The following is an 18,346-nucleotide window of genomic DNA, read 5'->3' as shown; positions in this document are numbered from 1 at the left end:
TGAGGAAAATTAGAAACTTTGTTTATTATATATCCCAAAACATGAATGCATTTCACGCATGAATGTATTCATTTTTTATTGACACCAAGAAAAGGCCTTTATATAATTAAGTGAACGTGTTCATTGTTGTAGTATATTCAAGTTGAATATCAAAAGAATCTTCGGTTAGTCCCCCGGCTAAAACAATTATTAAGATGAGAGGTGATATTGAGTTATGTTTCCCTACATGATCGACAAGGAAAATACCGGGATTTACCGACTTGCTTTTGACTATGCTCTCAAGGCGTTCGCATCAAAAAACCCTGTAGAAATGGCTAGGAACAGCGGGTCGGATTTTGATTCGGAACGTTCCATAATCAGTTTACAGAGCCTTGGCCAAGGGATAGATGTACACTTTCCGGATGGCCATATCTCTTTCAGTGATTCCACTCTCAGCCCGGTCTGGTACTGGCGGTTTATCATTCTCCATTACCTTAGCAGGGCCGATAACGCACCGCTGTTTCATAGGTTCATTTCATATCGAGAATTGGAAAGCGGTGAGACATTTTATCCGGCCTTTTTGCGCGAGAGTATCAAGCCGCTGGCTGATCTAATAATACGGGAAACAGCTGAACGGGTTAAGCTTGCCTGCCACAAACTCGGTGATTGTCTTGATGATAGAGCAGATGTCTCCGCCGTTTTCTTCTTGCTGCCAAGGTTCCCAGTAAGGGTTAACATATGGTCAGGGGATGAGGAGATAGAGGCATCGGCTAATATTTTGTTTGACTTAAGTGCTAATCATTATCTTCATACGGAAGACATAGCGGCGGCCGGGCATATAGTGTCGAGTTTTCTGATTAAGCAATGTGAACTGATGGCGCAAGCCAATACAGGTGGTATATGCGTACAATAGTTAAATGATAAGCATCAATCGGTGTGAAGTTCTTCATCGGGTTCAAATTCAGATCTCCAAACAAAAAGGTATCGAATTTGCGAACGGAATCGTTCAAATTCCCAGTGTGGTCAACTGGGCCCGTTTACCGACCCCGATGGATACAAGCTGATGCTATTTTCTCGCGTGTAACATGCAGCGAAACCGACGCTGGCGCAACAGTAATCTTTACATGAGGGGCATGGCATGAAAATACAATCGCTGAAACTCGTTTATTTTTCGCCTACAGGGACAACGAAAACGATTATTGAAGGAATTGCGCGCGGAATTAATCGAAGTCCTGTGGAAACGATAGATATTACGAAACCAGAGGTAAGAAAACAACAATTGCAAACATTGGAAAATGAATTACTTATTATCGGTATGCCGGTTTATGTCGGCAGGGCTCCGATTATTCAATTGAGGCGACGGGGTTGTTGACAACACCTCCATGTCAATACCCCGCCCCCTTGGCATACCCCTTGACATAACCCTTATTTCAACAACATCACTCGCTGGACGCCGGCAGTTTTTGGACATGCGCATCTAGTTGTTTTTGCACACCCGGCAAAAGGGTCAGCCGCTCCTGGGGGCCGATTAGATAACCTTTGTCCCTGAGGCCCCGGCAGGACAGCTGATACATCTCAGACCACCCGCAGCACCTGGATACGGCCTGTTTTAATATGCGCATCGAAACCGGCTTGCCTGTTTGGCTGTGCAATAAATAAAACACGGCCAGAATAACTTCCTCATATTTGATCAGCCGGGCCGGATAATGTTGTTTGATCCAATCGGCCACCGCCGGCCAGTGTGCGGCGGCAAATTCTAGCGCTTTTTCATGCTCTTTTAGCTCTATTTCCAGCGCCCGGGCTTCTAATTTAATATCTAACCGGCTGGACGGCTTTTTACCGATTTTTTCCTTGAAAATGTTAAAGCCGCCCGGTTTGCGGGCTGCCTCCCTGCCCAGTAATCCGGCCAGCAGATCTATAACGCCGTCTTTATCCAGCTTTTCATTGGCCTGCAAGCACTGCGGAATAATAATGCAGGAGGGGCATCCCTGCAAGCAGTTACATCCTGTTACCAGTTCATAACACCGCTCCAGCACTAGCCTGATATCCTCAAGTACCGATTCGGCCAATCCCACACCGCCCGCGTAGTTGTCATAAATAAATATTTGCGCCCGGTCACCGTTCACCTGCAGGCTTGTCCCCAGATCGTTGCGCTCACACATTACCTCCAGGGGGATGATGATGTGCAGCAGGTGCTTTAAAGCATGGACCGCGTCGTACTTAACTTGCAAATTAAAATTATGCAAATCAATATCGAGCCAGATGCCCACCGTGGGGAAATCAATAGGTTTTAGCGCCTGCCCGGGCGTAATGACCCTGGGCTTTTCTTTGTTGCCCCCAACCACATTAATCAGGTTATAGCTGGTCAGGCTTTTATGGATCTTCAGCACCCCGCTGTGGGCGACCACATTGCCTTCCCGGTGGGTGCGGTCAACTTTTTCCACGGCAATACCGGAATTAATATTGGGCCGGGTAACAAAGCCTTTGAGTTGGGCAGGCAAATCCCCCAGCTGAATAGTCTTGGCGTCGTAATCTATGCCTTCCACCAGGAAGACCCTGCCATAGACGGGCAGTATGGCGCCGGGGTAAGCTTCCCTGATTACGTCATCGTAATTGTACTCTTCCAGCACCCGGCCTTTGGGGGTGACAGTTTGATAATTATCACTTTCGCCCCGCAAGCTAAAAAACTCCAGCGGCCCCGCCCGGCCGTAAGTTTTGGGCTGACCGGTCAGCAGTCTGAGCCGCCCGTGTTTTAAAAGCAGCTTAACTGCTTCATAATAAGTGTCCCGGTCCCAGTAAGCGGCGTCTTCCTTGCTAAGCGGCAGCTCTTGCGCGGCCAGGGGCAGGTGATCCACCAAAAACTGCATTTTTTCGCTCACCACCGCCTTTTCAAAGGGCTGGCCGAAAAAATACTGCGGGTGGCGCACAATATACAGATCCAGCGGGTCTTCGTTGGCCATAAGCACTATTAGCGACTTCTGACCCTTGCGTCCCACCCGCCCCGCCTGCTGCCAGGTGGAGGAAATACTGCCCGCGAAGCCGGCCAGGATGCAGGTGTCCAGTTCCCCCACATTGATGCCCAGCTCGAGGGCATTGGTAGCCACAACACCCTTTAAGCTGCCGGTAAACAGCTTTTTTTCTATAAACCGGCGCATTTGCGGCGTATAGGTCCCTTTGTACGGGGTGATCGCCCCGGCCACGCCCGGGAAATTTTCCTGAATCGAACGGTAGGCCGATTCCACTATGCGCCGGGAGCGCCCGAACATAATGGTGCGCCGCCCGGCTTCCACATAGCGCCCCACGGCCCGGGCCGCATCAAAATGCGTGATCCGGCGCTTGGTTTGTCCGTCATCGGTTCTATAGGTGGGCGGCTCGTAAAAAACCACTGTTTTTTCGCCGGCCGCCGCTGTTTCCGCAGTCACCACCGTAAAATCCAGACCCACCAGTTTGGCGGCAAACTCACCGGGATTGGCGATAGTAGCCGTACAGAGTATAAACACGGGCCCGGCCCCGTAAAAATCACAAACCCGCCTGAGCCGGCGAAATACCTGCAGGCAGTGACAGCCCATAACGCCCTTTAGAACGTGGGCCTCATCAATGACGATGTATTTTAAGTTGCCCCAAAAACCGGGCCAGTCCTGGTGTCTGGGCAGCAGGCAAGCGTGGATAAAGTCGGGCGTGGTTATCAGCACACCGGCACCGTTAATTACGGACCGCCGCCGGTCAAAGGGAGTATCGCCGTCGCACGCGGCAATAACCGGCGTCTCGCGGGGCCAGTCCATTGCTGCGGCAATATCCTGCATGGTTTTCATCTGGTTTTGCCCCAGCGCTTTGGTGGGCGTAATATAAAGGGCTCTGGCCCGGGGCTGACCAACTAATGTACTGAATATGGGAATGGTGTAGACCAGCGATTTGCCGCTGGATGTGCCGGTGGTAATGATGACATGGCGGTCTTCCATAATACTGCCAATAGCCCGGGCTTGGTGCGCATACAGTTGCCCGATGCCCTGCCCCGCCAGTGAATTTACCACGGTGTCGGGGATGCCCGGCGGAAAGGGCGCGTACTGCGCCTCCTGCGGCTGTATGACATGCACCGAATTGATTCCCCGCTGGTCCAGCAGCCTGTGCAAGGCATCTCCCTCCTCAAAAACATATTAACGCAATGGTTCAGCTTTACTTTCATATGCTATTTTACCATCAAAACATGTGTTTTGGTATTTTAAAGTGCATCCATGGCTGTGCTCCGGCCATTGACGCGGCTGCCTGCCGGTGGTAGTATTAACCTTGGGAATATCTACAAGAAGGTTGTGCACGATGCCGTTAGTTACCTTAACGCGGAATTAAATACCTGAACCGGGGTGGGCATCCGCCCGCCGGTGACTTGGCGTTAGGATAACGGCTGTTGCAATAAATAACATATTGGATGTGAGACGCCGTACGCTCAGCGTGCGGCTTTTTGCTTGTTTTTATGCTTTCCTGTCACTTACGTGCCGGGATTGATAACTCACTAAGGGCCGGAGAAGGGGGCTGGTGATCAAACCTTGACCATGATTACAATCTCAGCGCAACTAAGCAAATCACAGAATAAAGAAGGTGGTTTCTTTGTTTCAAGACCGAACGATGCTGGCCCTGAATCTGGCCGTGTTCCTGATTATGCTCGGGGTGGGTATGATCGTGCCCCTGCTGCCGCAGAAGCTGATCACCCTGGAAGGACCCGAAGCCCCGGTGGGTTACGTGGCCTCGTTTTTCGCCCTGTCCTTCATCTTGCTGCAGGTACCGGTGGGCAACCTGTCCGACCGGCTGGGTTTTAAAATCTTTTTAGCCGCCGGGTACCTGCTGTGCGCCCTGGCGGGCCTGCTGTTTTACTTGGCCCACAGCGCCGGGCTGATCTTCCTGGGCCGGCTGGTCCAGGGGGCCGGGGAGGCGCCACTGTGGGCGCTGGCACCTGCGCTGCTGTCCATTAAGTATCCCTTGGAACGGGGCAGGGTAATGGGTATCTACAACGCCGTTTTCCACCTGGGTCTTACCGCCGGCCCCCTTTTGGGGGTCGCCCTGGCCGGGGTCTGGAACGGCAATCAGGCTTTTCTCTTCTATGCCGCTGTTTGCCTGGCGGGAGCACTGGTTATCCTGCTGGGCGTGGATGATGTGAGAACCGGTAAGCTGGCAGCGCGGCAAGACCTGCGTTTCAGCAGCATCCTGGCCCTGGCCGCCAGGCGGGATACGCTGGCGGCGCTGCTGGGGATAACCCTTTACGGAACGGGGTACGGAATATTCCTCACCGTGCTGCCCGCCCACCTGATTACCGTTAAGGGCTTTAGCGCCACCAACGTGGGCGTGTTTTTCGCGCTCTTCTATAGCGCGATCAGCTTCTCACAGCTAAGCGGCCCACTATCCGACCGGTTCGGCCGCCGGATGTTTATGGTGGCGGGCCTGGTGACGGCCGCGGCGGGGTTGGGATCGTTTTCGGCGCTGGGCCAGCCGCTGGTAAGTGTTGTACTGGCCCTGGCCGGCCTGGGGCTGGGCGTGTTTTTCCTTTCCTCCCTGGCCTTTTTAAACGAAGCCGTCCCCGATTCGCTGAAGGGCACCATATCCGGCGCCTACTACCTCTTCTGGGGCTTCGGCATGTTCTTCGGCCCGGTACTGGTGGACCGGCTGGGGAAATTGGCCGGAGAGAGTACGGGATTCTACATTTTCTCGCTGGCTTTACTGCTGGAAGCAGCACTGCTGGCAGCGGTGTCCGGCAACAAGTCCATTCAGGCCGGCATCGGCCGGTAGGGCGGCCGCTTTAGCTCTTTAAAAAAACACTATATCAACAATCTGATAAACTTTGATACCAAGGATATCAGTAGTACAAGTACAATTGCCCCGAGTATTAGAATAATCCCGAAAAAATAATACCAGCAGATAATAGCAATAGCGCCGCAGTGCTTTCTGCGGCGTTACCTTTCTCACAGCCATACATACCGGTCTTCCCTGATTATCTGTCTGTCTAAATCTGAACACAACCATGGGGCAAAAAAAAAGAGGCCGGGCCAGAACCCGGCCTTATCAATGGGGAATAGGAGGATGATTTATCAATAACCGGTCAGAAACGCAACGACGGGTACCCAAACAGCCGTCACCAAAACCCAGACCGTACTGGTAATTAGTCCTGATTTAAACATATCCCACATCGTATAAAATTTTTTATTATAAGTTATCAAGGGAACCGCATCCAATGGAAGCAGCATACAGCAACCAGCCAAAAAAGCCGTGGTAATTGCAAATATGGCCGGACTTATTCCCGCTAAAACAGACAAATCCGCAAGAGGCTGAATTGATATGGTCACTATGGCCGGACCTATCGGCAGCAGCAAATGCAGCAGATTAATGATCATGCCGATTAATGCAGTCAACGGGACCACCCCAAGACCAACCAGGTTTTGCAGTATTTCATTTAAAAACCAGGTGCTTAAACCGGAGGAAACAACAGCCGCTCCGATAGAAGTTACACCGCCAATCATAATTACGGCGTCCCAGCCCACTTCCGGCGAAAACTCATCCCAGCTAAGAACATTAATACCGGGCACAAAAAATAATATTAAACCGGCTATGGCCACCATTGTTATATTAATAGCCGTAATCCAGGTGCTCGCCAGCCAAAATATCATCATCAGCCCCAAAATGGTTATAACTTTTTTCTCGGTTAAAGTCAGGTGTTTTTGTGTATCCATCCCCTTCAATACAGCCGCTACATCCAACCCCAAAGCTTCCGGTTTAAAAACCTTCACAATGACATAGGAACTGATGGGAACCATTACTACGGCTATGGGTAATCCGAAAAATATCCAGTCCAGAAACGATATATTTACATGTACATATTTGTCCAGCAGGTATAAGACCAGAATGTTGATGGAACTGCCGGACGGTGTGGCTATCCCTCCAATCATGGCGCCAAAAGGAATAGCAATCATTAAGGCTTTCCCCAGCCGGCTTGACCCCGGTTTTGCCCCCAGGGCATCCAGAATGCTCAAAGCCAAGCCCATAAACAAAGCCGCCGCCGGCACATTAGATACAAATGCCGATAAAACTGCCGGCCCGATGGTAAATGCCAATATTATTTTTGCAGTGTTATTGCCGGCATTAACCAATAACCACTTGGCCATACGGTAGGCCAGCGGGGTTTTCATGATCGAAGCGGAAATACCATAGGAAGCGATGACAAAAAATATAACGGGGCTGATAAACTCTTTAAACGCATCGTTAAGGTCGGCAACACCATACACCGGCTGCAGTATGATCAGAGCTAAAGCGGTGACAGCCAAAGGTACAGCCTCCGTCACCCATAGCACCAAAGCAGCCAGGAGCAATCCCAGGGTATTTCTTCCCGCCACCCCCAATCCTTCCGGAACCGGCAGCGCCAGTGTGCCCAGGAGTAAAGCAAGCGCCGCCAGCAAGCTGAAAAATTTTTTATGCACCATTGTAAGGCCCTTCCTTGTTTTTAATTAGGTTATTACACTCACCAGCTTTTCCGGCCCGCCGCCGGTCTGCCTGAACCGGCAGGGACCATAAACCATGGAGTTAATACCGGACGGTTGGCTAGCAACTACCAGCCTTTTGAATCAGATTACCCGGTTTACCTTTCCTGGCCTGAGTCAGTTGACATAGCAGAATAATGCTCATAAGCACGAATCCAATAATATCTGTTATTATTTGCGGACTGATTAATAAACCGGCACACACCAGCAAGCTGATACGCTGAAGCCAGTTTATCTTAATCAAACCATAGCCGCTGAGCGCCATAACCACGCAGAACGACCCCAAAATTGTCACCGCTGTGGTATACATAATTTCCCCGACCGAGCCGTTAAGCAGCAATGGAGGGTTAAAGATAAAAGAAAATGGAATCAAAAACGCACCTATACCTATTTTCACCGCTTCCAGGCCTGTTTTCCATACATGGCCTTCACTGATGGCACATGTTACATATACCGCAATGCATACCGGGGGTGTGATAAAGCCCACCAGGTTCCAATAGATCACAAAAAGATGTGCCGCCAAATCAGGCACCCCCAGCTTCAATAAGGCCGGAGCCACTAAAATTGTCAGGGTGAAATAAGCAGTCAGTGCATCCACCCCCATTCCCAGGATAAAGCTGGCAATTGCTACCATCACGAGAATAACTGCTAAATTCCCTCCGCCCAGCTCCAAATAAAACTGGAGAACTTTAAGCCCAGACCGCTTAATTCCAAAGAACCGATCATTATTCCGATAGCAGCTGTAATTGTGCCCACCAGCATCCAGTTTTTTACCCCGGACACGATACTGTTCCAAATTTTGTATGGTGTCATCCAGTGGTCCTTATTGCGTGATAAAAAGCTGCTGCCGATTAGTATTGGCAGCGTATACAAGGCCGCCAGGGCAGGGTCCACCATCTTGATCAACAAAAAGTAGATCAACCCTCCCAGGGGCAGCAAGTAAAACCAGCCTTCTTTCATTACCCTGCCGGTAGAAGGAAGCTCCGCCCTGGGAATAGCCTTTAAATCTGTTTTCACAGCCTGGATATGAACACTGGTAAAAACAATGGCATAGTAAAGCAGCGCCGGGATGATAGCTGCCATTGCCACATGGGCATAAGGCACACCCAGCCACTCGGCCATGACAAAAGCCACTGCCCCCATAACCGGAGGGAGTATATTCCCGCCGGTGGCCGCCACTGCTTCCACTAAAACACCTATCCAGGTAGCTTTACCCGCCCTGGCAAAATATTTCGGACCTGAGTGAGTGTAGGGCAGCTCTATATTAACAAGCCTCGCCCCGGCCCTGTACGCCGCCACACGACCGGTACCGGTGCTGGCGGGACATCTGGCGGTGTTAAAAATCCACCCCGAAGTAACGGCGGGATAAAGCCTGTTGGTATGCCCGGTAGTCAGGATGACGTTTTTAGCCCTAAAGACTACCATTTGAGGCTCTTTCTCCCCTATGTCTATCCCCATGGCACCGATAACTTCTCCGGCACTGGTTATAACATCGGTAACTGGAATTTTATTAATTATTGTTACGCCCCGTTTCAGCGCTTCTCTGGTTAGGATAATCTTCTGTTCCGCACCGGCATATTTTAGCCATATCCGTGGACGGCCGGGATATGAGTGTCCTGTAAACTCCCATTTTCCATCCACCTTCATGGGTATACCCCAGCTGTCCCAGTCCTTAACGCGGTCAAAAGACTCCTTAAAATGCCTAACCACCAACGGCTTGTCCTGGGACTTGCCGGAAAGGCTTTCAAAAGCCTCTTTGATGATCGGTCCCATTTCTCCATGCACTTCCGGTATATAACATAAAAAGTGATCGTTTCCCGTGGCCCCGCTGCCACTTCGCCTGGTATTGGCCTTTTCCGCGATTACCACTCTGGCACCCTCGTCAGCCGCGCTGATAGCTGCCATCAATCCGCCTATTCCGCCCCCGACCACCAAGTACGTCGGTTTCAACCGTTTTTACCAAATTGATCACTTTTTAGCTCCCTCATTAATTGCATCTTGATAAAGCATCATACTTGGCAAGGGAATTCTAAACTTATTGCCCCGGAGGGGCAATCCAGCACACAGGAATTACAATGCCAGCATTCCTCTGCAAATACGCAGTAACATCTGCTACACATGAAATATTTCTTGTGAAAAAAAGGGCTTAAACCTGGCAGGATAGCCCAATGCCACCCGCCGATTATGGCAAAAAAAAAGCCCTGCGGGCTTGGCAGAAAGCTTTATTTAAAAATAAGACACCAGTTTATTAACGTCATTTATGTCAATGGAATGCCTGTTGACCGTAATTAAGCCATCTTTTTTTAATTTGGCCAAATTCCTGGTAACAGTGACCCGGTGTATCCCCAGCATTGAAGCCAGCTCTTCATGGGTAATATTAATCACCCTTTTAGAGCTTTTACCGCCCGATGAAAGCAGATACAATACCTTTACCAGCTTGTCCCAGGAGTTGTTGTTGCTCATATTCTCGAATAGTGTGGTAACAAGATAAATTTTCGTACTGATCATATGAACAATTAGTTTGATAAATTCATCCTGCTGATCAATGTAGGACATAACTAAATTTTTGGGAAAGGACAATATTGTACTGTCCGTTACAGCTATTACCCTGACTTTGGACGGCAATCCGCAAAAAAAAGCGGGCTCGGCAAATCCGGAACCGGCGCTGATATCGTAAAACATTAAATCACCTTGATTATTTGAAATGTATAAACGCACGACACCCTTTTGCAAATAATAAAAATTGTTAATTTTATCCCCCACGTCGATAATTGTTTCACCCTTATAAAATTTTAATTTATTAAAGAACATACCAAGCTTTGCAAAAACCTTTTCTTCATCCTTTGCTTTTAACTCAGGTTTGGACAAAAGTTCAAAATTCGGCATTTTACAACCCTCCAGCTGTAATACTGCTTCAAAGCCAAATTAAGACCGTGATAATGTGTAATTTTTCACATTTATTATACACAATAATACCATTTTTCACAAGAGCTGTTATAGCCCCAAGCTTATTATTATATTCTACAATGGCACACTTTTCTTCCATTATTTATATCATGGTTTATGCCGGCCACCACTGGAATATCTATCAGTATGGCGGGGCTGCCTGTTATCCTTCCTTTATTTCAGCCGGCAGCGAACCGGCCCGTAGGCCCGTACTGCGCCGGGGAAGCAATTACCCGGGTATAACTTCCAGCCCGACAGGCAGGTGTTTGTGGCGTCAGAATTGAAGTTTTATGTTATAGCGTTTTCGTTGCGTCTTCTTTGCTACAAACCATTATAAAATCAAAACTTACGAAATACGCAGGAGGATAATGATGAATATTGCCATGTTTTCCGACAGCTACTATCCCTACGTAAGCGGGGTAGTTCGTTCCATAGAATTGTTCAGGCATGAACTGCAGCAGCTGGGGCATAATGTTTACATTTTTGCGCCGGCTTACCGCCGGCAAACAGAAGAAGAGGGAGTATTCCGGTTTCCGTCCATCACCGCCCCCACCAATAAAAATTTTTCCCTGGCCCTGCCTTTTGCGCCGGGGGTTGGCCAAAAGCTGCGCGACCTAAAAATCGACCTGGTCCACTGTCATTCCCCGTTCCTGTTGGGCAACGTGGGAGCGCGCACCGCCAGGCGGCACAACCTCCCCCTGGTATTTACCCACCACACGCTGTACGACCTTTATGTGCATTACGTACCGCTGTTTCCGGGTCTGGCCCGGCGGCTGGTGTTGGGTTTTGTGCGCAGGTTTTGCAACCGCTGCAACCTGGTAATTACCCCTACCAACGTGGTGGCAAAGCGGCTGCGAGAGCTGGGCATTAACGCGCCCATGCAGGCTATCCCCACCGGACTCAAGCTGGAGGAGTTTGCCAACCCGGATAACGGGTGGCTGCGCAGGGAATATGGCATTGGACCCGAGGAAAAAGTAATCCTCTGTGTGGCCAGGTTCGGCAAAGAAAAAAACCTGGATATGATTTTGGAAGCCTTCCGCTTGATCAACAGGGACTGCCCGGATTCGCGTCTTTTCCTGGTGGGTATAGGCCCCTGCGAGGAAGAGCTGCGAACTATGGCAAAAGACATGGGGCTTGCCTCCCGGGTAACCATCGTTGGCCGCCGCCTGTCCCGCCAGACACTGACCAACTACTATGCCGGCGCTGACTTGTTCATGTATGCCGCCGTTACGGAAACCCAGGGCATCATTATCGGCGAGGCCCAGGCAGTGGGCCTTCCAGTTGTGGCTGTGGGAGCCAACGGAGTCGCCGAAATGGTCAATGAAGGATTCGACGGTTTCCTAACCGCCCCGTCGGCAGCGGCGCTGGCGGAAAACTCCCTGGTTATTCTGCAAAATGAGGAGCTGAGACAACGCCTGAGCAGCCAGGCCAGAGAATCGGCCGAACAAATCAGCTCGACCGCCACCGCCACGCGCATGGCCAATGCCTATGCAACCCTGCTCAAGTAAAATAAGCATATACACATTTTAGATGTTAATCAGAATCAGGCAAAGCGTTCCTATTTGCGGTTTTGAGGTGTTTTTTGGGGAGATAGTTTCCACATACGTAAATGAGCAATACTTGACAGATGATCAGCCTGACCCACTAAAAATCAATCCAATGATTTTAATGGGTACCAGTTACCTTAATTTAGGTGGGGCTATAGGCAATGTGTTTAAAAAAGGTGTGAAATATAAAAAGGCCCCTAATATATAATGGCTACTGGTTGGAAATGGAGTACGGTGGTTTAACGATTATTACGAACAACAAGCACCTCATCAGCAGATTTGGCACAGATGCTGTTAATACAGGCAACAACAAAAACACGGCCCAGGGTGCCTGCGGGCACCTGCCAGAGTATCTCAGCAACCCCGGTAACTGCACTGGGGCAATCTACACCGATCAGTTGGGCGAGTTCACAAGTTTCGGTGCCGGTAGGCTCCAGGAAAAAGAAGGCCCGGGAGACCGGACGGGTGAAGGTGGCCCGAACAATTACACGGGCATTTAACTGGACAGCCCCGTTAACCACGGGCAGCTCTTGACCCGTTTCTGTCAGGAATCTAAGTGTAAGGACGCGCAGCTCACCATTTGGTGTGGGTGTACCGGTGGGTATGCAAATCACCTGCCCCACGAAGATAATGTCGGGATTTTCAATCTGTGGGTTGGCAGCAATAATCTGCTGAATTGTCACTCCAAATTTTTGAGCAATGCTAAATAGTGAATTTGAAGCTACCACAGTATAGAACCGACCGTCACATTTTTGGGGCGGACGCGGGACCTGCTCTGCCATAACAGGAATCATAGCTCTGGTATATTGATCATTACTCAAACCGGATTACTCCTTTGCTAATAGTTTTGTTGTATGCAATATATGCAAAAGAGGGAATATTTTCCACTGGTTAAGTAAATTTTTAGGCACCTTGTTTTCTTCAGCTACTAGCTAATGGTTCCAACAGTTTCATTGCTCAAGAGCAAAGACCCCCCTTGAATAGTAACTCTTAACAGCCGGACGCTGTCATTTCAAACCAAATCGCTAAAGGCTTCGCTCATCAGCCGCCTGGTATAAAAATGTTGCGGATCTTCGAAAATTTCGAAGGATACGCCCGCTTCGACAATTTCGCCCTGATACATGACATAAACTTTATCGGCGATTTTCCGGGCCAGATGCAAGTCGTGGGTAATGTACAGCATGGCAAACCCCCGCCTGTTTTGGAGTCCTTTGAGCTCCCTTAAAAGATTGGCCTGAGTCGAAGGGTCCAGCATTGAGGTTACTTCGTCCGCAATGAGTAATTTCGGTTTTGTTACCAGTGCCCGCGCTATGGCCAGCCGCTGCCGCTGTCCCCCGCTCAAAGAGTGGCAGTAGCGATTTACAAAATCCGGCGCGGTGGGAAGCTGTACGGTCTGTAAAGCCTCAACCGCCGCTGCTTCCCTTGCTGGCACACTGCTCCATTTAATTATGTCCAGCGGCTCCCGCACCACTTCAAGAACCTTCATGCGGTGACTGGTGGAGGAAAACGGGTCCTGGAAGATAATCTGCATGCCCTGGAGCATTTTAGTGGCCCATCTTCCTTCCACCTTTTTAGCTTTAAAAAAAACCTGGCCCGCGTCGGCCTGCAGAACCCCCGCCAGAATATGGGCCAGCGTGGATTTGCCGGAGCCGGACTCCCCTACCAGGGCGGCCACTTCACCGCTTCTAATTGTCAGACCAACCCCTTTTACCGCTTTAATTTCCTTATTTTTAAGTACAAATTCTTTCCTGATCCCTTCGGCCCGGAGAAACGTTTCGATACCTCCCTTGTGACACGCCACCATGCGCTCAAGGGCGATATATTTGAGGGGAGGCCTGGACCGGCCGCAGCTGGCATCCCCCTGGCAGCAGCGGGGATAAAAAGCGCAGCCTTCACTTGAGCCGCCCGGGGGAGGCTCCCCGCCTATTCCCCACAGGTCTTTATATTTAAAGAAATTGGGGGAAGAATTCAGCAGGCCGCGGGTATAACAATGCATGGGATTTTTCAGCACCTCGGAGGTAATCCCCGACTCGACCACCCGCCCGCAGTACATGGTCATCACCCGGGAGGTGAGTTTTCTCACCGTCCCCAGATCATGGGATATCAAAATCATGGCAAATCCCGATTTTTTTTGCAGTTTCTGCAGCAGCTGCAGCAGTTCGTTTTTACCGGCGGGGTCCAGCGCCGTTGTCGGCTCGTCCACAATTAATACTTCCGGGTCGCACGACAACGCCATGGCCAAAAGCACCCGCTGCCTCATTCCCCCCGACAGTTGGTGCGGGTAGCAATGGCGCCAATCCGGTTCCAGACCCGTCATGGCCAACAGCTTTACCACCCTCCGGTCAATCTCCTCGGCAGCTAAACTATAATGGGTCCGCAGCGGCTCTCCTATTTGCTCTCCTATATTGAGTACGGGATTAAGTACTTCCAAAGAATTTTGAAACACCAGGGCGATATCCTGCCAGCGGTGCTTTCTTAATTTCTTTTCCGGCAGCCCGGCAAGATTGTGACCGCTGTAGATTATCTCTCCCGCAACAGCCCCCTGTTTGATCAAGCCCATGATGCCCAGGGCCAACGAGCTTTTTCCGCAGCCGGACTCGCCGATAATCCCCAGGCTCTCTCCTTTTCGCAGCTGCAGGGAAACGCCGTCGACAGCCCGGACCGGCGGGTTGGCGGCGTCATATGTGACGGATAAATTTTTAATTTCCAGCAATAGCTTGCTATCGGCGCTCAAAGCGATACCCCCCCTAAACAAAGCGCCTGCCGCCCAGGCGCGGGTCGGCCATTCTTTCCAGCTCACGGCTGACAAAGGCCAGCGATATGACCATTAACATCAAGGCCAGCCACGGATATAACAGCCACCACTTCCAAAAGCCGGTAAAATATATTCCCCGAAAGCTGGTGGCGTGGTGTATGATTAAGCCCCAGCTTTTCGAGGTGGGGTCCCCCAGCCCTAAAAAGGACAGCCCCGCCTCGGAAATAATGGCCCGGCCCGTAAGCCTGATCATATTCACTGCCACCAGTGGGAAAACCTCCGGCAGAAAATGCTTCCACATCAGATACCAGGCGCCGGCGCCATATGTCTCCGCAGATTTGACGTAGCTTTGTTGCTTCAGCATCAACACCTGCGAGCGTGTGATTCTGGCGGGGAAAACCCAGGAAAAAAAGGCCAGCACGATAATAATGTTCAGCAGGCTGGGGCCTAAAAAGGCTGCCAACACAATCATCAGCGGAAAGTCGGGCAGTACAATCATAATATCAATCAACCTCATTATGACTTTATCGGGCCACCCGCCCAGATATCCCGCAACAATACCGACCAGACCGCCGCCCAGAGCCGCCAAAAAAGCCGTGCCCAGCCCCACCAGCAGGCTGACCCTGGACCCGTAGCAGATCTGGGCCCAAAGATCAATACCGAGCTCGTCGGTGCCCAAAGGGTGCCCTCCCCCCGGCGGCAGGAGAGGCGGCCCCGACGAAATTTGGTGGGAATGTATGGCAATATACGGGGCCAGCAGCGCCAGCAGCAAGATTAATAAAATAGTCAACAGGCTGATTTTTCCCGGCAGGGAAAAATCCCTGGCCCCGTTGGCCGCTTTCAGCAGCAACTCCGTTATTCTACTCAACATTACCCTCCATGCGCCCCGTTATAATCGCCAATCCGCGGGTCAAGCTTTCCGTAAACCAAATCGGCCAGAAAATTGGCCAGTAACACCAGTATGGTTACCACTAAGAAAACGCCCTGGATCACAGGATAATCGTGAATCCGCACCGCTTCTCGCATTAAATGCCCCAGCCCCGGATAAGCAAAAACGTTTTCCACCAATATAGCGCCGCCCACCAGGGAGCCGAGACTTAAGAACACCCGGGTCACTATGGGCAGCAGGGCATTCCGCAAGGCATGGCGAAAAATTACGCGCCTTCCGGTAAGCCCTTTGGCCCACGCGGTACGCAGGTATTCCTTTTCCAGCACGGTGGTCATGCTGTTTCTGGCCAGCAAATACATGCCGCCCAGCCGGGCAACGGTTAAAGTCAGGACGGGCAGGCAGGCATGGCGCAGTATATCCACAGGCTTTTCCCACCAATGACTGTAACCGGCAAAATGAGTTATGGCCCCCGACAGGGGAAATAACCGCCACTCCGCGGCAAATACAAACAGCAGGATCAGCCCCAGCAGAAAAGCCGGAATCTCCGATAAAAAAATCAGGTTGAAAAACAGCAGTTTGTCCGGCCATTTCTCCCGGTACCAGGCGGATATGCAGCCTAAAATTGTTCCTATGGCGGTGCTCAGCGCTAGGGCCGCAATTACCATGAAAGCAGTCCAGGGCAGCCGGCGCAGTATAATTTGGCTTACCGGTTCCTTGTAATACAAACTGTATCCCAAATTTCCTTTTACTAACTGGCCCATATAATGCAGATACTGCTCACCGGCAGGTTTGTCCAGACCGTAGTAGCGGAAGAAAAACTGCCGCTGCTCTTCGCTGATGACTATTTCCTCCTGTTCCGGGCTGTCCGAGGTCAACACCAGGAAGGGATCGCCCGGCATCATCCTGGGTAAAAGAAAGTTTAAAGTGATTACGAGCCAAACAGTCAGTCCATACTCCAGAAGACGCCAGCGAGCCTTCCGTCCCACGCCATTCCCTCCCCACTTCCAGACAGTAAGCTTATACCGGTTCCGTCATCTTGGCCCGTTAACAAGCTGGCCGGTTAGTCGGCTACAAAGTTTATCCGGCTGTCGTGGTGATAAATCTCCCCGCTCCAGCCGTCGTAAACCGCCGGCCGGTGCACTGCCAAGGTGTTTCTATAATAAAGGGTCAGCTTGGGCAGCTCTTCGGCCACGATCTGCTGCAATTCGGCCATCAGTTGCCGGCGCTTGTCAGGATCGGTTTCTTGCTCCTGGGCGGCATACAGCCTGTCGACTTCCGGGTTCTGATAACCGATAACCGCCGCCGTGGTGGACGTAGCCCTGGCCTGGCCTACGCCGGTTACCTCTTTCAGGTCTTCCCCGCCGCCGCTGCCGTTGATGCAGAGCTCAAAGTCGCCCTTTAGAAAGCGGGCGTCCCGGGTTTTACTGTCGACAACCTGTACATTGACCTCCATCCCCGTCAAAGCAAGCTGCTGCTTAATCAATTCCGCCAGGCGGGCGCTGCCCTCGTCGGCCAGCAGCGTAAAGCTCAGCTTTTCTCCGCGGCTGTTTGACCGCACCCCCCCGCCGGCATCCTGATAGCCCAGACCGGCCAGCAGGTCTTGGGCTTTCTGCCGGTCGCAGGAGTATTGCGGAACACCGGAGTTGTACAGCGGATTGTTGGGGTGCAGCACGCCCGGGTTCCCCGCCACCGCGGCACCGCGCTCCACCTTCTCCACCAGTTCCCGGCGGTCGATGGCATAAGCCAGGGCCTGGCGCAAGGCCTGGTCGGCCAGCTCCGGCCGCTGCCGCATATTAAAATAAAGCCGGTAGGCCCAGGAGGTTTCGTACTGCATAACCCGGTACTCCGGATTATTTTCAAACCTGGGCAGGATATCGGGGGTAACGCTGATCCGGTCGATTTCGCCCTGCTCGAAGGCCAGTATGTCCTCGCTCACCGGCACAAACTCGATCACCTTGACCCGCGGCTTGCTCCCCCAGAAGTATTCATTGGCCTCGTAACGGTAAGTGCCATGCTCCTTGCTGTAATCGGTCAGCATGTAGGGCCCCGTCCCCACTGCGGCTTCGGGGGCGACGAAGTTAAGGGGATCGGTTACTTGTTCCCAGATGTGCCGCGGGATTATTTTCAGGCCAGTCAGGCCGGTCAAAAAATTGGGGTCCGGTTGGTCAAGCTCGATCGCGACCGTCCGGTCGTCCACGGCAGCCATCTTTTTTACGCCGGAAAAATCAATAACCGACACCGGGGGGTACCGCTTGGCGTATTCATAGCTGAAAACCACGTCGCCGGCGGTGAACGGCCGGCCGTCGTGCCACTTAACCCCCGGCCGGAGCTGAAAGGTATAACTCAGGCCGTCCCCGCCGGCCTGCCAATCGCCGGCCAGAGCGGGCAATACTTTTTCCCCGGCGTCAACGGTCACCAGACCGTCGAAAATAAGCGCGGTTTTGCGGGACCCGGGTCCCCGGGGATAATAAGTATAAGGATTCGGGTAACCCCAATCCCCTCCGGCCAGTTTAATGACCTCCGCCTGCTGCTGTCCCGCGCCCGCCGCCGCGGCCGGTTTTTGATCATTGCCGGCCTGATCGCCGCCGCAGCCGAATAAAAACAGGCTCAGGGCGCCAATTAAAAGCAGCATAACGATAATCGCCAAATGTTTCCTCAACATCCCGTAAAGACACCTCCGATTTATCAAAATATCCGGTTATTGCACACATTC

The 18,346-nt window shown here is 51.5% G+C and carries 15 protein-coding genes and 1 pseudogene; 6 read left to right on the top strand and 10 right to left on the bottom strand.

Annotated elements, in window-relative coordinates; translation table 11 throughout:
• Nucleotides 1-214 precede the first annotated feature (214 nt).
• Nucleotides 215-892, top strand: a complete 678-nt coding sequence (locus tag BM056_RS02960; protein WP_092468589.1) for a DUF3786 domain-containing protein — start codon at nucleotides 215-217, stop codon at nucleotides 890-892.
• Nucleotides 893-1,117: 225 nt separating this feature from the next.
• Nucleotides 1,118-1,351, top strand: coding sequence for a flavodoxin family protein (locus BM056_RS02955; protein WP_337833482.1), 234 nt, complete (start codon nucleotides 1,118-1,120; stop codon nucleotides 1,349-1,351).
• A 67-nt stretch (nucleotides 1,352-1,418) separates the two neighbouring features.
• On the opposite strand, the gene BM056_RS02950 is transcribed toward BM056_RS02955, so the two are convergent.
• On the bottom strand, nucleotides 1,419-4,109 hold the full coding sequence (locus BM056_RS02950) for a DEAD/DEAH box helicase (protein ID WP_092468587.1): 2,691 nt from the start codon (nucleotides 4,107-4,109) through the stop codon (nucleotides 1,419-1,421).
• Between the two features lie 463 nt (nucleotides 4,110-4,572).
• Between BM056_RS02950 and BM056_RS02945 the strand changes: the two genes are divergently transcribed.
• Nucleotides 4,573-5,754 carry an MFS transporter gene (locus BM056_RS02945; protein WP_435050949.1) on the top strand — a complete coding sequence of 394 codons (1,182 nt, stop codon included), beginning with the start codon at nucleotides 4,573-4,575 and terminating at the stop codon, nucleotides 5,752-5,754.
• A gap of 299 nt (nucleotides 5,755-6,053) precedes the next feature.
• Here BM056_RS02945 and BM056_RS02940 read toward each other — a convergent pair whose 3' ends face one another.
• The 4 genes and pseudogenes from BM056_RS02940 to BM056_RS02920 all read right to left on the bottom strand — a co-directional run bounded on the left by BM056_RS02940 (nucleotide 6,054) and on the right by BM056_RS02920 (nucleotide 10,382).
• The gene (locus BM056_RS02940; RefSeq protein WP_092468583.1) at nucleotides 6,054-7,439 is read right to left on the bottom strand and encodes an SLC13 family permease; all 1,386 of its coding nucleotides are present in this window, start codon (nucleotides 7,437-7,439) and stop codon (nucleotides 6,054-6,056) included.
• Nucleotides 7,440-7,557: 118 nt separating this feature from the next.
• A pseudogene (locus BM056_RS26750) lies at nucleotides 7,558-9,428 on the bottom strand (TRAP transporter fused permease subunit).
• 77 nt (nucleotides 9,429-9,505) lie between these two features.
• The gene (locus tag BM056_RS27575) at nucleotides 9,506-9,616 is read right to left on the bottom strand and encodes a 4Fe-4S binding protein (protein ID WP_207648120.1); all 111 of its coding nucleotides are present in this window, start codon (nucleotides 9,614-9,616) and stop codon (nucleotides 9,506-9,508) included.
• Nucleotides 9,617-9,722: 106 nt separating this feature from the next.
• Nucleotides 9,723-10,382 carry a Crp/Fnr family transcriptional regulator gene (locus tag BM056_RS02920; RefSeq protein WP_092468577.1) on the bottom strand — a complete coding sequence of 220 codons (660 nt, stop codon included), beginning with the start codon at nucleotides 10,380-10,382 and terminating at the stop codon, nucleotides 9,723-9,725.
• 140 nt (nucleotides 10,383-10,522) lie between these two features.
• On the opposite strand from BM056_RS02920, the gene BM056_RS02915 reads away from it, so the two are divergent.
• The 3 genes from BM056_RS02915 (at nucleotide 10,523) to BM056_RS27135 (ending at nucleotide 12,197) form a co-directional block, all read left to right on the top strand.
• Nucleotides 10,523-10,726 (top strand): hypothetical protein, encoded by a 204-nt coding sequence (locus BM056_RS02915; RefSeq protein WP_092468575.1) that lies wholly within the window; start codon nucleotides 10,523-10,525, stop codon nucleotides 10,724-10,726.
• Between the two features lie 87 nt (nucleotides 10,727-10,813).
• Nucleotides 10,814-11,950, top strand: coding sequence for a glycosyltransferase family 4 protein (locus tag BM056_RS02910; RefSeq protein ID WP_165613342.1), 1,137 nt, complete (start codon nucleotides 10,814-10,816; stop codon nucleotides 11,948-11,950).
• Between the two features lie 112 nt (nucleotides 11,951-12,062).
• Nucleotides 12,063-12,197 (top strand): hypothetical protein, encoded by a 135-nt coding sequence (locus BM056_RS27135; protein ID WP_274377507.1) that lies wholly within the window; start codon nucleotides 12,063-12,065, stop codon nucleotides 12,195-12,197.
• A gap of 31 nt (nucleotides 12,198-12,228) precedes the next feature.
• Here the strand turns inward: BM056_RS27135 and BM056_RS02900 are convergent, their stop codons facing one another.
• From BM056_RS02900 to BM056_RS02880, 5 genes are all read right to left on the bottom strand, one after another.
• Entirely contained in the window at nucleotides 12,229-12,810 is a 582-nt protein-coding gene (locus tag BM056_RS02900) for a LysM peptidoglycan-binding domain-containing protein (protein WP_092468571.1), read from the bottom strand.
• A 191-nt stretch (nucleotides 12,811-13,001) separates the two neighbouring features.
• Entirely contained in the window at nucleotides 13,002-14,723 is a 1,722-nt protein-coding gene (locus BM056_RS02895) for a dipeptide ABC transporter ATP-binding protein (RefSeq protein ID WP_092468569.1), read from the bottom strand.
• A 13-nt stretch (nucleotides 14,724-14,736) separates the two neighbouring features.
• Complete coding sequence (locus BM056_RS02890) at nucleotides 14,737-15,615, bottom strand: ABC transporter permease (RefSeq protein WP_092468567.1); 879 nt, start codon at nucleotides 15,613-15,615, stop codon at nucleotides 14,737-14,739.
• Nucleotides 15,615-16,619 carry an ABC transporter permease gene (locus tag BM056_RS02885; RefSeq protein ID WP_435050948.1) on the bottom strand — a complete coding sequence of 335 codons (1,005 nt, stop codon included), beginning with the start codon at nucleotides 16,617-16,619 and terminating at the stop codon, nucleotides 15,615-15,617. Before BM056_RS02885 ends, BM056_RS02890 begins: the two co-directional genes overlap by 1 nt.
• Before the next feature lie 74 nt (nucleotides 16,620-16,693).
• On the bottom strand, nucleotides 16,694-18,295 hold the full coding sequence (locus tag BM056_RS02880) for an ABC transporter substrate-binding protein (protein ID WP_092468565.1): 1,602 nt from the start codon (nucleotides 18,293-18,295) through the stop codon (nucleotides 16,694-16,696).
• Nucleotides 18,296-18,346: the final 51 nt, after the last annotated feature.

It is taken from the genome of Desulfotruncus arcticus DSM 17038 (assembly GCF_900113335.1).
Classification (GTDB): domain Bacteria; phylum Bacillota; class Desulfotomaculia; order Desulfotomaculales; family Desulfallaceae; genus Desulfotruncus; species Desulfotruncus arcticus.
The sequence above is the reverse complement of the archived record's forward strand: the minus strand, read 5'-3'. Positions and strand labels throughout refer to the sequence as shown.

Coding starts and splice junctions, on each gene's coding strand:
- BM056_RS02910 (WP_165613342.1), top strand. CDS start 10,814: ATGAATATTGCCATGTTTTCCGACAGCTACTATCCCTACGTAAGCGGG.
- BM056_RS02880 (WP_092468565.1), bottom strand. CDS start 18,295: ATGTTGAGGAAACATTTGGCGATTATCGTTATGCTGCTTTTAATTGGC.
- BM056_RS27575 (WP_207648120.1), bottom strand. CDS start 9,616: ATGTGTAGCAGATGTTACTGCGTATTTGCAGAGGAATGCTGGCATTGT.
- BM056_RS02940 (WP_092468583.1), bottom strand. CDS start 7,439: ATGGTGCATAAAAAATTTTTCAGCTTGCTGGCGGCGCTTGCTTTACTC.
- BM056_RS02920 (WP_092468577.1), bottom strand. CDS start 10,382: ATGCCGAATTTTGAACTTTTGTCCAAACCTGAGTTAAAAGCAAAGGAT.
- BM056_RS02955 (WP_337833482.1), top strand. CDS start 1,118: ATGAAAATACAATCGCTGAAACTCGTTTATTTTTCGCCTACAGGGACA.
- BM056_RS02890 (WP_092468567.1), bottom strand. CDS start 15,615: ATGTTGAGTAGAATAACGGAGTTGCTGCTGAAAGCGGCCAACGGGGCC.
- BM056_RS02915 (WP_092468575.1), top strand. CDS start 10,523: ATGGCACACTTTTCTTCCATTATTTATATCATGGTTTATGCCGGCCAC.
- BM056_RS02960 (WP_092468589.1), top strand. CDS start 215: ATGTTTCCCTACATGATCGACAAGGAAAATACCGGGATTTACCGACTT.